The organism is Sodalis sp. (in: enterobacteria), assembly GCF_047607725.1.
In the GTDB taxonomy this organism is placed as follows: Bacteria; Pseudomonadota; Gammaproteobacteria; order Enterobacterales; family Enterobacteriaceae; genus JBLKSS01.
The window spans coordinates 1-13,573 of record NZ_JBLKSS010000049.1 but is presented as its reverse complement, the minus strand read 5'-3'; the positions used below and the strand labels follow the sequence as shown (position 1 = coordinate 13,573).

At 57.1% G+C, this 13,573-nt stretch carries 10 protein-coding genes, 1 rRNA gene and 2 pseudogenes; 4 read left to right on the top strand and 9 right to left on the bottom strand.

The window, feature by feature from the left end; genetic code table 11:
- The 7 genes and pseudogenes from ACMX3H_RS05510 to ubiD all read right to left on the bottom strand — a co-directional run.
- Positions 1–624 (bottom strand): 16S ribosomal RNA (locus tag ACMX3H_RS05510); the annotation flags it as partial.
- Positions 625–996: 372 nt separating this feature from the next.
- A complete protein-coding gene (hemG, locus tag ACMX3H_RS05505) occupies positions 997–1,512 on the bottom strand; it encodes a menaquinone-dependent protoporphyrinogen IX dehydrogenase (protein WP_415210101.1) in 516 nt (171 codons plus the stop codon).
- 13 nt (positions 1,513–1,525) lie between these two features.
- Positions 1,526–2,977: a Trk system potassium transporter TrkH gene (trkH, locus tag ACMX3H_RS05500; RefSeq protein ID WP_415210100.1), complete on the bottom strand. Its 1,452-nt coding sequence runs from the start codon at positions 2,975–2,977 to the stop codon at positions 1,526–1,528.
- 43 nt (positions 2,978–3,020) lie between these two features.
- Positions 3,021–3,638, bottom strand: a complete 618-nt coding sequence (locus tag ACMX3H_RS05495) for a YigZ family protein (protein ID WP_415210099.1) — start codon at positions 3,636–3,638, stop codon at positions 3,021–3,023.
- Positions 3,635–4,967: pseudogene (gene pepQ / locus ACMX3H_RS05490) on the bottom strand (Xaa-Pro dipeptidase). Before pepQ ends, ACMX3H_RS05495 begins: the two are co-directional and overlap by 4 nt.
- A gap of 137 nt (positions 4,968–5,104) precedes the next feature.
- Positions 5,105–5,806: an NAD(P)H-flavin reductase gene (gene fre, locus ACMX3H_RS05485; protein ID WP_415210098.1), complete on the bottom strand. Its 702-nt coding sequence runs from the start codon at positions 5,804–5,806 to the stop codon at positions 5,105–5,107.
- Positions 5,807–5,855: 49 nt separating this feature from the next.
- Positions 5,856–7,340 (bottom strand): 4-hydroxy-3-polyprenylbenzoate decarboxylase, encoded by a 1,485-nt coding sequence (ubiD, locus tag ACMX3H_RS05480; protein WP_415210097.1) that lies wholly within the window; start codon positions 7,338–7,340, stop codon positions 5,856–5,858.
- Between the two features lie 182 nt (positions 7,341–7,522).
- Between ubiD and ACMX3H_RS05475 the strand changes: the two are divergent.
- The 4 genes and pseudogenes from ACMX3H_RS05475 to ACMX3H_RS05460 all read left to right on the top strand — a co-directional run.
- A pseudogene (locus ACMX3H_RS05475) lies at positions 7,523–7,678 on the top strand (transcription termination/antitermination NusG family protein); the annotation flags it as partial.
- Positions 7,679–8,203: 525 nt separating this feature from the next.
- A complete protein-coding gene (gene zipA / locus ACMX3H_RS05470) occupies positions 8,204–9,172 on the top strand; it encodes a cell division protein ZipA (RefSeq protein ID WP_415210096.1) in 969 nt (322 codons plus the stop codon).
- A 158-nt stretch (positions 9,173–9,330) separates the two neighbouring features.
- The gene (gene ligA, locus ACMX3H_RS05465) at positions 9,331–11,355 is read left to right on the top strand and encodes an NAD-dependent DNA ligase LigA (RefSeq protein WP_415210095.1); all 2,025 of its coding nucleotides are present in this window, start codon (positions 9,331–9,333) and stop codon (positions 11,353–11,355) included.
- 22 nt (positions 11,356–11,377) lie between these two features.
- The gene (locus ACMX3H_RS05460) at positions 11,378–11,593 is read left to right on the top strand and encodes a DUF3820 family protein (protein ID WP_415210094.1); all 216 of its coding nucleotides are present in this window, start codon (positions 11,378–11,380) and stop codon (positions 11,591–11,593) included.
- 117 nt (positions 11,594–11,710) lie between these two features.
- On the opposite strand, the gene ACMX3H_RS05455 is transcribed toward ACMX3H_RS05460, so the two are convergent.
- Both ACMX3H_RS05455 and ACMX3H_RS05450 read right to left on the bottom strand, forming a co-directional pair.
- Complete coding sequence (locus ACMX3H_RS05455) at positions 11,711–12,346, bottom strand: ABC transporter permease (protein ID WP_415210093.1); 636 nt, start codon at positions 12,344–12,346, stop codon at positions 11,711–11,713.
- 89 nt (positions 12,347–12,435) lie between these two features.
- Entirely contained in the window at positions 12,436–13,401 is a 966-nt protein-coding gene (locus ACMX3H_RS05450; RefSeq protein ID WP_415210092.1) for an ABC transporter permease, read from the bottom strand.
- Between the last annotated feature and the right edge of the window lie 172 nt (positions 13,402–13,573).

Sequence of the window (13,573 nt, the reverse complement as noted above, 5' to 3'; positions counted from 1 at the left end):
GGGGATTTCACATCTGACTTAACAGACCGCCTGCGTACGCTTTACGCCCAGTAATTCCGATTAACGCTCGCACCCTCCGTATTACCGCGGCTGCTGGACGGAGTTAGCCGGTGCTTCTTCTGCGGGTAACGTCAATCAATGGCGCTATTAACGCCACTGCCTTCCTTCCCGCTGAAAGTGCTTTACAACCCGAAGGCCTTCTTCACACACGCGGCATAGCTGCATCAGGGTTTCCCCCATTGTGCAATATTCCCCACTGCTTCCTCCCGTAGGAGTCTGGACAGTGTCTCAGTTCCAGTGTGGCTGGTCATCCTCTCAGACCAGCTAGGGATCGTCGCCTAGGTGAGCCATTACCCCAGCTACTAGCTAATCCCATCTGGGTTCATCCGATGGTGTGAGGCCCGAAAGTCCCCCACTTTGCTCTTGCGACGTTACGCGGTATTAGCTACCGTTTCCAGTAGTTATCCCCCTCCATCGGGCAGATCCCCAGACATTACTCACCCGTCCGCCGCTCGCCGGCTTTGCCGGCTAAAGAAGTCAAGCTTCTTCCCGCTGCCGCTCGACTTGCATGTGTTAGGCCTGCCGCCAGCGTTCAATCTGAGCCATGATCAAACTCTTCAATTAAAAGCTTGATGCTCAAAGAATTAAAACTGGTATTCATATGAATACCAGTTTGTTCACTCTTCAAGACTTGATATTTCGTGTATCGATATCGTTTTGTGAGTGCCACATATAGATTGTCTGATAAATTGTTAAAGAGCGTGGCCGGGAGGGTGTTTTCTCTACCGGCGCGGGTGGCATATATTACGCTTTTCAGCTGTAGAGTCAAGCTTTTATTTGCCCGTAGCGGGCCGCCTGCCTCTGGCTGAGCCGGTTATGTTCCCGGTCAGTGGAGGCGCATTATAGGGCCTTCACGGCCGTTGACAAGGATAAATAACTAAAATAATTTTGATTGGTTTTTTTTTAGGGGCGCTGCGTCGCCTGTTTGGTGGTTAATTACACCAAATCACCGGCAAAGGCAGAAACTTGCTGCCAATCCGTATATTCCACTTCCTTGGTGCGATCGGTTTCACCGCCGGTCACACGCATTATCAGTTGGATCATGACCCGATCAAACCAGCGATAGCGCGGGTAGCACAATGCACCCGCGAACACGGCGCAAAGATCCGGCCGCCAGGGCGTTTTCGCCAGAAATTTCCGGGTGTAGACGTTCGTACTGGGGGTGCGTTTATCGGGTTTGCGCGCCGTCAAATTGACGGAATAAAACGCGCTGGGGATACTGTGCAGCCATTCAAGCTGCTGCGCGATAAAGTGGTCAAGATCTGCGGCAAAATGGCCATAGCGGATCGCCGCACCAATCACCACCCGCTGATAACGCTGCAGATCAAGATCGCGGGCGAGGCGCAAATCCACCACATCACATTCGCAGCAATCGGTAAGATGAGCCGCGATGGCGCGCGCGATTTTGTGCGTTTGGCCGTCATGGCTCGAGTAGAGAATCAACGTTTTCATGGTAAACCTTGTATCACTCACGCCAAAAAGTCGGCGTAAACAGGACCAATAAAGTAAATACCTCCAGACGGCCGAACAGCATGGTCAGAATGAGGATCCACTTGGCCACCGCGTTCATGGAGGTAAAGTTATCGGCCACGACCCCCAGGCCGGGCCCAAGGTTGTTAAGCGTTGCCGCCACCGCCGCGAAGGCGGAAAAATTATCGACGCCGGTGGCTACCACCGCCAGCATACTGAGGATAAACACTAGCGCATAAGCGGAAAAAAAACCCCAAACCGCTTCCAGAATCCGCTCCGGCAGCGCCCGGTTGCCCAACTTAATGGTGTAAACCGCGTTTGGATGCACCAAGCGTTTCAGTTCTCGCGAGCCCTGCAAGTAGAGCAGTAAGATGCGGATTACCTTTAATCCGCCGCCGGTAGAACCGGCGCAGCCGCCGATAAACGCCGAGCAGAGGAGCAATATCGGCAGAAACAGCGGCCACTGGGCGATACTGTCGGTAGTAAACCCGGCGGTGGTCGCCATGGATACCACCTGAAAGAAAGCCTGGTTAAGCGTTTGCAGGCTGGAATTGTATACATCGTAGCGCCAGAGAATCAAAATACAGACCACCACTAGCGTCAACTGTACCGAAATAAACATGCGAAATTCGGGATCCCGCCAGTAGACTTTCAAATTGTGGCCGCTGAGGGCGGCGAAATGCAGACCATAGTTGCAACCGGATATCAGTAAAAACACGGCGACGATCGTATTGATAAGCGGGCTATGGTAATAGCCGATACTGGCATCGTGGATGGAAAAACCGCCGATGGCAATCGTAGAAAAGCTATGGCCTATCGCGTCGAACGCCGGCATACCCGCGCCCCACAGAGCCAGCGTGCAGGCTATCGTCAGTGCGACATAGATGAGCCATAAGGTCTTGGCAGTTTCTGCGATACGTGGGCGTATTTTATTATCTTTCAGCGGACCGGGCATTTCCGCGCGGTAGAGCTGCATGCCGCCGACGCCGAGAATCGGCAGAATCGCCACTGCCAGGACAATGATCCCCATACCGCCAAACCACTGCAGCATTTGCCGGTAAAACAAAATGGCGTGGGGTAAGGTATCCAGCCCCACCAGCGCGGTGGCGCCTGTTGTGGTCAGCCCTGAAAAGGATTCAAAAAACGCATCGGTGACCGACAGATTGGGATGTTCGGCAAACAAAAACGGTAAAGCGCCCACGCTGCCCAGGACGGTCCAAAACAGCACCACAATGAGAAAGCCCTCACGGGATTTCAATTCGCTTTTCTGGCGACGATTAGGTAGCCAGAGCAAGAGTCCAATGGCCTGCGCGCAAAAAAACGTTTGCGCGAACGCGCTGCCGGCACCGTCCCGGTAGATCAAGGCCACCAGACCGGGAATAATCATGGTCACGGAGAACAAGATGACGAGCAGACCCACGATGCGGGTTATGGTGCGAAAATGCATGTCTGCACTATCCTTAACGAGTACACAATTCAGGTGGAAGGCATTATTGTGGAACAGGTGTTAATTGCAATGCGCCGTGGCTGAGATCGCGCAGTCTATCATTGGCCATCGCGATACGATGCACAGGGATCTCGAGTGTGAGTATAATCGATCCCCGATAGTCACCTTCGACAATCAGGCCCTCGGCCTGCTGCAGCGCGGCCTCTACCCAGGCTAATTGTGGATAATCGCAGCGCAGCACGAAACGCCGGCGCGGAATACGCGCCACCGGCGAAACCTGTTTCAGCGCTTGCTGAACGCCGCCGCCGTAGGCTTTGACCAGGCCGCCAGTGCCCAAGTGAATACCGCCATAATATCGCACCACTACCGCAGTGATTTCCCCGAGACCGCTTCCATCTAGTTGAGCAAGCATAGGCTTACCGGCGGTGCCCGAGGGCTCGCCATCATCGGAAAACCCCCGCTGACGGGAGTCGGAAGGCGGACCGGCGATATACGCCCAGCAGTGATGCGCGGCCGTCGGATGCTGCTGGCGACATTGCAGAATGTAAGCTTTAGCGGCATCGGTCCCCCGCGTGGGGGACAGCAACGTGATAAAATGGTTTTTTTTTATTTCCGCCGTCAGCGTGACCACCGCCGCCGGTGCGAACCATGACGCCGTCATGCCAATTTCAGCGCGCGCGTCATGTTTTCGATGTGGTTGTCGCGAATGACGATATTATCCTCAATGCGGATACCGCCATAAGGCTTGAAGCTCTCAATGCGCGACCAGTTGAAATGCCGGCTGAAAGGGCTGGATCGCCAGGGCGCCAGCAGCGTTTCGATAAAATAAAGACCGGGTTCGATCGTCAACACCATCCGCGGCTGCAGCACACGTGTACAGCGCAGGTGGGGGTAGCGTGACGGCGGCGCCAGAGAGGTACCGCGATCATCTTGCATGAAGCCGGCAACATCATTTACCTGTAATCCCAGCGGATGCCCCAGTCCATGCGGCAGGAACGGCACGGTAATGCCCTCTGCCACCATGGCGTCCTCGCTAAGGTCGCTGACAATCTCAAACTGCCGCAGCAATTTGGCGATTCTGCCATGCATTTGCACATGATAGTCGATGTAATTGATACCGGTTTCAATGGTGGCGATAAGCGCCTACTGCTCGTTATTCATCGCCGTGATTAGCGCGGCGAAATCGCTGTCTTTTTGCGCCGCATAGATGCGGGTCAGGTCGGCGGCGTAACCGTTATATTCCGTGCCGGCATCGATCAGGAAACTGTGGACGTGGTCCGGCGTGCGCTGATCCAGGCGGGTATAATGCAATACCGCGGCATGCTCATTCAGGGCGATGATAATATTATCATAAGGCACATCGGTATCGCGGTGACCACAGGCGCTAAGGTAGGCGATGTTAATATCAAATTCGCACATGCCGGACAGAAAGGCTTCTTTCGCTGCCCGATGGCCGTTTACCGCTGATTTTTGCGCCTCGCGCATGCAGGCGAGTTCATAGTCGGTTTTATAGGCGCGKTGAAAATGCAAATAATCCAGCACCGGCTGCGGGTTGATGTACTCACGCTCAATCCCCAGGCGGGAGGCGCGCTGCGGCGCCGATCCCAGGTAGGCGACCCTATCGCGCGGCGGCAACAGTGTGGTATTCTCGCCCGGATCGGCGAACGGCACGATATCTACATACGGCGTCCAAAAGCTGTCCGGCAACGGTTCCACGAGATACCAATAGTCCACCGGGCAGGTAATACCAGAGTTTCGGCTTGTTTACCCCGTCCAGCCATAGCCAGCAGTGCGGTACGCGGGTGACTGGCAGCCAGGCTTTGAAGTGGGGATTGACTTTAAACGGGTAGTCATGATCATCAAGAAAGCGGCCTATCGGCTCGCCGGCATGGATCAGCAATCCATCCAGCCGCTGGCGCTGCAGTATCTCCCGGGTGCGCTGTTGGAGTGTGGCGAGATGATCCTGATATAACGAAGAAAGCGATTCCATGTTCAGACCCTATGCGGAACGTAATTGACCCATATTACCATAGCGCACCGCCTGGAACAGCGGCCGGCCCGCCGAGTCCCGCCTCCCCCGCCCTGCCGCCGCCGCGAGTGAACCGGCGCTGATGCGGATGAACCGGCTTAAATAAAGGCGAAAGAGTCACCAAAAATGCGATCAACTACGGCGCTGCGCTCGGCGCAAAAACGTTCGCGGGCGATTTTTGCCATTTCAAAGCGCCCCGCGATATAGATATCGTAGGGCTCCAGGGAGCCATAGTCCTGCATCACCGCCATCAGGACGGTACCGGAATGGCCCTGCCATTGTTCATCCGGCTGTTCGACCACGGGTACCACGGACAATTGCGGATGCTGCAGGGTAAGCGCCTCCAGCTCGCCTAAATCATAGAGATGGTCCCGTTCACGGCCGCCCCAGTATATCGCCACTTTGCGCTCGGGCTGGCGCGCCAGCACCGTCAATAAAATCGAGCGCGCGTAGGAGAAACCGGTACCGCCGGCGATCAGCACGATGGGTCTGCCGGTATCATCACGTAACCAGGCTTCGCCCTGCGGGACTTCGACGGTAATTTCCCTCTCTTTCAGGATACGATCCATGACGGCCATCGCATACAAATTGAGTTCGGAAGCGCCGATGTGCAGCTCGATAAACGACGTTTCCATGGGCGTTGACGCCAGGGAAAAGGGGCGTTTATCGCGTTCATCCATCACCACCATCAGGTACTGCCCGGCGCGGAAATGGAAAGCCGCTTCCGGTGCCAGCCGTACGCGGTAAACGGTATCAGTGATGGCATCCACGGAAGAGACCTTACAGGTCAATGTTGTCATGCAGTCCCTCTGTCGGGTCATTAAGCAATTCGCCACGGGCGCCGCGTAATTACGACGCGTGACCATTTTTTAGGATAGCCAGCTGGTCCCAGATAGCGTCAACGCGCGCGCGCACCGTCCGATCCATTTCAATTGGGGTACCCCATTCGCGCTGTGTTTCTCCCGGCCATTTGTTTGTCGCGTCCATGCCCATTTTCGATCCCAGCCCGGAAACCGGCGAAGCGAAATCGAGATAATCTATCGGTGTATTTTCCATCAAGACCGTATCACGCGCCGGATCCATACGGGTCGTCATCGCCCATATCACGTCTTTCCAATTACGTGCATTGATATCATCATCGCATACGATAACAAATTTCGTATACATGAATTGACGCAGGAATGACCAGACTCCCATCATTACCCGCTTGGCGTGGCCGGCATATTGCTTTTTGATGGTCACAACCGCCAGGCGGTAGGAGCACCCTTCCGGCGGCAGGTAGAAATCCACGATTTCCGGAAACTGCTTTCGCAATATGGGAATGAAAACTTCATTGAGCGCTTCCCCCAATACCGCAGGTTCATCGGGCGGACGGCCGGTATAGGTTGAGTGGTACAGCGCATCGCGCCGCTGGGTAATATGGGTTATGGTAAAGACTGGGAAACTGTTTGTTTCATTGTAATAGCCGGTGTGGTCGCCATACGGGCCTTCGGTCGCCGTTTCTCCCTCCTGAAGGTAACCTTCCAAAACGATCTCCGCGCTGGCCGGCACCTCTAAATCGCAGGAAACACACTTGACCACTTCGGTTTTGTAACCCCGCAGCAGGCCGGCGAATGCGTATTCGGAGAGCGCATCGGGCACCGGCGTCACCGCGGCCAGGATTGTCGCCGGATCGGCGCCGAGAGCGACCGCGACGGGGAAACGTTTACCGGGGTTTTGCTGCGTCCATTCCTGGAAGTCGAGCGCGCCGCCGCGGTGAGACAGCCAGCGCATAATCACCTTATTTCTGCCCAGCACCTGCTGACGATAAATACCGAGGTTTTGCCGTTCTTTGTGCGGCCCGCGCGTAACCGTAAGCCCCCAGGTGATAAGTGGCGCGGCGTCGCCGGGCCAGCAGTGCATGACCGGAATACGGCCGAGATCCACATCCTCACCCTGCCAGATCTGCTCTTGGCAAGGCGCGGCGTTTAGCCGTTTGGTCGGCATATGCAGCACTTGGCGGAATTGGGGAACTTTGTCCAGCAGGTCGCGAAAGCCCTTGGGCGCCACCGGCTCTTTTAAAAATGCCAGCAATTTACCCACATCGCGCAGGGCGCTAACGCTCTCCTGTCCCATACCGAGCGCCACCCGTTCTGGGGTGCCGAACAGATTGCACAGCACCGGCATGGTATACCCTTTAGGGTTTTCAAACAGCAGTGCCGGACCGCCGGCCCGCAACGTGCGGTCGGCGATTTCCGTCATTTCCAGATAGGGATCGATGGGCAAGCTGATTCGTTTTAATTCCCCCCGCTGCTCCAGCAGGGCGAGGAAGTCGCGCAAGTCACGGTATTTCATAGCATCATCAGGAACGGTATTTAGCCTGCATTATAAGATCTGTTTATCAGCCTTGCTGGTCTTTTGTCAAAAATCGATAAAAATAAGCCCCTCCGATGCCCCACGGCGGCGGTGTTCGGTGCTATATATCTGTTATGGCTTTTGCTATGCTGAGTCTTCGATGAGATAGGTAAATTGTTACTATGGAAGCTTGGTATTTATTATATTGTAAGCGTGGGCAATTACTGCGTGCTAAAGAACATCTGGAACGGCAGGCGGTCGCCTGTTTGACGCCGATGGTAACGCTGGAAAAAATCATCCGGGGCAAGCGCACAGAAACTTGCGAGCCGCTGTTTCCGTAAGCGCCCCGTGGAGGACGTCTTGAATTATTGGTGGGTTTGTTGTATGGCCCGGTAAGAATATGCTCCACTACGATGCCTAGTGAACCCGCATCCTATAAGGGACGGCTGTCAGATCATGGATAATCCGGCGATGATAGTGTCCACTTAAATTTTAATGGACACTATYACAAACTTCAGAACCACTAATTTCATATCACTCAAACCGGGATAGAAATAAAAGTTATTAAAATCAATACAATGTGAAAATGCAATGAGCATAAGCGTGTAACGTAGGTTTACTGTCTCTTACAACAAACCCACCAATAATTCAAGACGTCCTCCACGGGGCGCTTACGTTTTTAGCGTTTATGGCTGCCGCTGGGTCCATTTTGTCTGAAAAAGCAGCAAAAAATAACTTGCCAAACTCTTTTTGCCAGAAAGTACCCTGTAGACTTGCACTTGTCTACGCAGGCAAATACAGTTAAGAGAGTAAATGTTTGCCGCTATGGCAATGTGCAATGAATTAGAACAGCTGAGATGGCAATGATGCAGGATTTGCGTCTGATATTAATCGTCGTGGGTGCGGTCGCGATTATAGCGTTACTTTTACATGGTCTCTGGACCAGCCGTAAAGAGCGCTATGCGGTTTTTCGCGACCGCCCGGTCAAACGACTGAAACAAGAACGTCAGGATCAGGACGAGCCGCCGCTGTCTGAGCGGGATGAGGGGGTGGGTGAAGTTCGCGTGACGCGCGTGCGCCACCACCACGACGCGGATATCGGCCGCATCGACGACGACGCGCAGTTCTCACGTCCCGCCGCACGCCCTGCCCACGCCGGCGAGGGTGAACGCGATGATGATGATGTCGATCCTCTGCTGGATGAAGGCCACGGGCAGTCCGCTCCCGGCGCCGCCAGGCCCCACCGCGAGCCGCCGCAAATCCGCGCTGCCGAGCCCGCTATGCCCGCGCGCGCGCAGGTAGCGCCAGGCGACGATGCGGAGTATGACGACGACCCGCTACTGCCCGCCGCCGGGCGCGCCGCCCTTGACCCCGTGGACGCGGCGACGCCGTCGCAGGTGTGGGAAAAAGAAACGGTGCTGGTGCTCCATGTCGCCGCCCACAACGGGACGGTATTAGGCGGCGAGGAATTGCTGCAAAGCGTGCTGCAGGCCGGTTTTCAGTTCGGCGAAATGAATATTTTCCACCGCCATCTCAACCCCGCCGGCAGCGGACCGGTGCTGTTCAGCCTGGCCAATATGGTCAAGCCCGGTTCTTTTAATCCTGACGATATGGCTGACTTCACCACCCCCGGTATCTCCATGTTCATGATGGTGCCTTCCTATGGCGATGCCCATCAAAACTTTAAGCTGATGTTGCAATCCGCCCAGCGTATCGCCGATGATTGCGGCGGCGTCGTGCTTGACGACGAACGGTGCATGATGACCCCGCAGAAATTGGATGGGTATAAAGCGCGCATTCGCCAGGTGCTGGACGCCAACGCCGGCGCCTGAACGCGCGATTGAACGGCGCGCCGCGGCGAAACCCGACCGGTCGAAGAGGTGTCACCAGCGCCCGCCGTCTGCGGCTACGCTTATCCGGACGGTTACTGCTAAAATAGCGTTACTCCTCAGCCCCCGCTTGCGGGGGTTTTTGCTGCTGATGGTGCATCATGGAACAGATAGAACAACAGATCCTGCGGCTGCGTGAGCAGTTGCGACATTGGGAATACCTCTACTACGTGGAATCCGCCCCTGAAGTGCCCGATAGCGAATATGACCGGGTCATGGCGGAACTGCGCGAGCTGGAGGCTAAACGGCCGGACCTGCTGACCGCCGATTCCCCCAGCCAGCGCGTCGGAGGGCAGGCGCAGAACAGCTTCGGCCAAGTGCGCCATGAAGTGCCGATGCTCTCGCTGGATAACGTTTTTGAAGAGCCCGGTTTCCTGGCGTTCGACAAGCGGGTGCGGGACAGGCTTAAGCGCGATGACGACATGACCTACTGCTGCGAACTCAAACTGGACGGTCTGGCGGTCAGCCTGTTGTATGAAAACGGCGAGCTGGTGCGAGCCGCCACCCGCGGCGACGGCACCACCGGCGAGGATATCACCGCCAATGTGCGCACCATTCGCACCATTCCACTGCGTTTAAAAGATAACGGCAACCTGCCGCGCCTGCTGGAGATACGCGGCGAAGTGTTCATGTCGGAAGCGGGCTTTCAGCGGCTGAATGAAACCGCCAAACGGGAAGGGGGCAAAGTTTTCGCCAATCCGCGCAACGCCGCCGCCGGCTCCTTGCGCCAGCTGGATCCCGCCATTACCGCCAAGCGGCCCTTGACGTTTTATTGCTACGGCGTCGGCCTGCTGGAAGACGGCGCGTTGCCGGAAAGTCATTGGGAGCGGCTGCTGCAGTTTAAAGCCTGGGGCGTACCGGTTAGCGATCGTGTTCGCCGCTGCACCGGCAGCGCCGCAGTGCTGGAGTTCTATCAACACGTGCACGAGGCGCGATCGACGCTCGGATTTGATATCGATGGCGTGGTCATTAAAGTGGATTCCCTGGCGCTACAGCAGCGCTTGGGGTTTGTCGCCCGCGCGCCGCGCTGGGCCATTGCCTATAAGTTTCCTGCCCAGGAGCAATTGACCCGGGTGCGGGACGTGGAGTTCCAGGTGGGACGTACCGGCGCCATTACCCCGGTGGCGCGGCTTGAACCGGTGCTGGTGTCTGGCGCCATGGTCAGCAATGCCACCCTGCACAACGCCGATGAGGTCGAACGGCTGGGGCTGATGATTGGTGATACGGTGATTGTCCGCCGCGCCGGCGATGTCATCCCGCAGATCGTCGGTGTTGTCTCCTCAGAACGGCCGGAGGATGCGCGGCCGGTGGCGTTTCCATCCCAATGCCCGGTCTGCGGCTCGGACGTGGAGCGCGTGGAGGGCGAGGCGGTATTGCGCTGCACCGCGGGTCTCGTCTGCGCCGCGCAACGAAAGGAAGCGCTGAAGCATTTCGTTTCGCGTCGGGCGATGGACATCGATGGCATGGGGGATAAGATTATCGATCAGCTGGTGGAACGTGAGCTGGTGAAAACGCCGGCCGATCTATTCCGGCTGACGAAAGAGATCCTGACCTGGCTCGAGCGAATGGGGCCGAAATCGGCGCAAAATTTACTGGATGCGCTGGAAAAGGCCAAACAGACCACCTTCGCGCGTTTTCTCTATGCGCTCGGGATCCGCGAGGTGGGCGAGGCGACGGCCGCTAATCTAGCTGCCGCTTATGGCACGCTGGACGCCCTGACCGCCGCCGATATTGACTCGCTAACAGGGGTGCAGGACATCGGCAAGATTGTGGCGACCCACATGCGCAACTTTTTCGAGGAAAGCCATAACCTTGAGGTCATTAGAGAGTTGTTGAGCCCGACGATAGGTATCCATTGGCCGGCGCCTGTGGCCGCATCCGCGGCGGCGGGGGATAATCCGTTCGCCGGTAAGACCATTGTTCTGACCGGATCGCTCAGCACCCTGTCGCGGGATGAGGCCAAAGATCGGCTCATGGCGCTCGGCGCTCGGGTCAGCGGTAGCGTTTCCGCCAAAACCGATCTGCTGATCGCGGGGGAGGCGGCCGGATCTAAACTGTCCAAGGCTCAGCAATTAAATATTCCGATCATGGATGAGGCGGAAATGATGCGTCTTCTGGGGGAATAACCCGACTCGCAAAGGGGCGAAAATGGAAAAAGAGGATCTGGTGGCCATTGCCAATACCGCGATGCCGTTTGGCAAATATCAGGGGCGGATGCTCATCGATCTGCCCGAGCCTTACTTGCTCTGGTTTGCCCGCAAAGGGGAGTTCCCGGAAGGGCGGTTGGGCCAGCTCATGATCCTGGCGCTGGCGATAAAGATAGAAGGGCTGGATAGCCTCATCACGCCGCTAAAGCAGCTTTAAGGGCCATGTAGGCATCGGTGGCGGGTGGCATTACGAGCACCAGCATCACGGTGATGAAGGGCAGCATCTGAATAACGTCGGTAGGGAGATTAACACCTAGCACCTGTAGCGCGGTAGTCATCGACAGGCACGCCCCGAACAGCAGCGCGCCAGCACAATAGCGATAAAACCGTTGCCCTGTGTCATGAACGGCACGAAGATACCGGCGCCGATCTGCACCATATACGCGCCGCCCAGCCCGGCCAGCGCGCCGGTCGTCAGGACCGCCAACGTACGCGTTCCCTGCACGCTCACCCCCGCGGCGTCCAGCGCGGCGTTGCTGGCGTGATAAAGCCAGGCCAGCAGCGGGACGCACCCCACGGCCAAATACACGACCAGCGGCTGCACGAACAGGGCTTTGCCGAAAACCGGCAGGTTGGCAAGCCACGGCACGCTGAGGGTGTCGACGCCGCCCAGACGGGGATAGCTATGGCTGAAGGCCATTTGCAGCAGCAGCGTGGTTGCACCCTCGGCGCCAAGGGTCAGGGCGATGCCGATGACTATCTGATTGAGCCGCAGCCACAGACACAGGCCCGCCATTAGCGCCGCCACCATCATCCCGCCTGCGGCCCCGGCCCCTAAGCCCAACGCCATTGAATCATGGCGCCAGGCCACCAAGAATCCCAACCAGGCGCCGGCCAGCATCATTCCTTCCAAACCGATATTCAGCACGCCGGCCTTTTCCGACAGTTGCTCACCCCGCCCAGCCAGCAACAGCGGGATGCCGGCGACGATGGCCCCCCATCAGTAAGGACGTGACAAAACCGCTGGTCAACCCCTCCATTTTTTCTCCTTCGCCGACGCTAGGCGCCGCCCTGAGTGGTGTTACGCAGCACCCGATGACGCAGCGCTTGCCGCAGCCTGGCGACCGCCAGACGGGTCAATCCCGGCACGATCAACAGCAGCGCTACGGTCAACAAGGTGAAATGGTTGGGTACGTCCATCCGCCGCGCCGCGCTTTCGCTGCCGATGGAGAGCACCGAGAAGACGAATACCAGGGCGATACTGCCAAAGCCGTTGAATTGCGCGAGAAACACCAGCGGCACGACGACCAGGCTATAGGCCGGATTCCAATCGGCGCGCACGTTGCCCTGTATACCGATGATCTCAACCGCTCCCGCCAGCCCGGCGGACAGCGCGAACACCGCAAGCGTCAGCGCGCCGACCGGCAGTCCGGCATGTATCGCCGCGCGCAGGTTGGCGCCCATCACCCGTAGGCGCAGGCCGAACGCGGTATGGTTTATCACAGCGTGCACCAACACTATCGCCAGCAGACCGAGCAATAGGCCGCTGGAAACCTGACCGCCGAACAGCATCGGTAGCCGTTGTTCCCAGGGCAGATTACGGGTTTGCGGCACGGTGGTGGCCGGATCCGCCAGCAGTAGCTTGACCAGCACATTGGCCAGCGAAACGCCGAGAAAAGACATCATCAGGCTAGTAATGATTTCGTTGATGTTGCGCCAGATTTTCAGCACCGCCGGCAGCAGGCCCCACAGTACGCCGCCCAGCGCCCCGGCCATCAGCGCCAAGGACAGGGTTATTCCTAGGGAAACGCCATGGGACAACAGCGCCGGCGCGATGGCCGACGCCAGTACGGCGCCTAGCATGAACTGCCCGTCGCCACCCAGGTTCCACAAACCGGCGCTGAACGCCACCATCAGGCTGGCGGCGATCAGCAGCAGCGGCCCCATGCGTGTCAGCGCTGCCTGCCACCCAGAGGGGGCCATCAGCCCTTTACGTACGATAAAGCCATAGTTGTAGCGATGCAAAAGATTCTGGACTAATTTGCAGTCAATTCTGGACTCCTTTGAACTCTAAAAAATGGCTATTTTGGACAGTCCAGAATTGTTTGCAAAAACACAGGAGCACTTCATTTATTTTGAATGCTTGAACGGTGTAACGGAAAAGTGGTACACGCTGTTCTTAGGGGAGGATCATCCA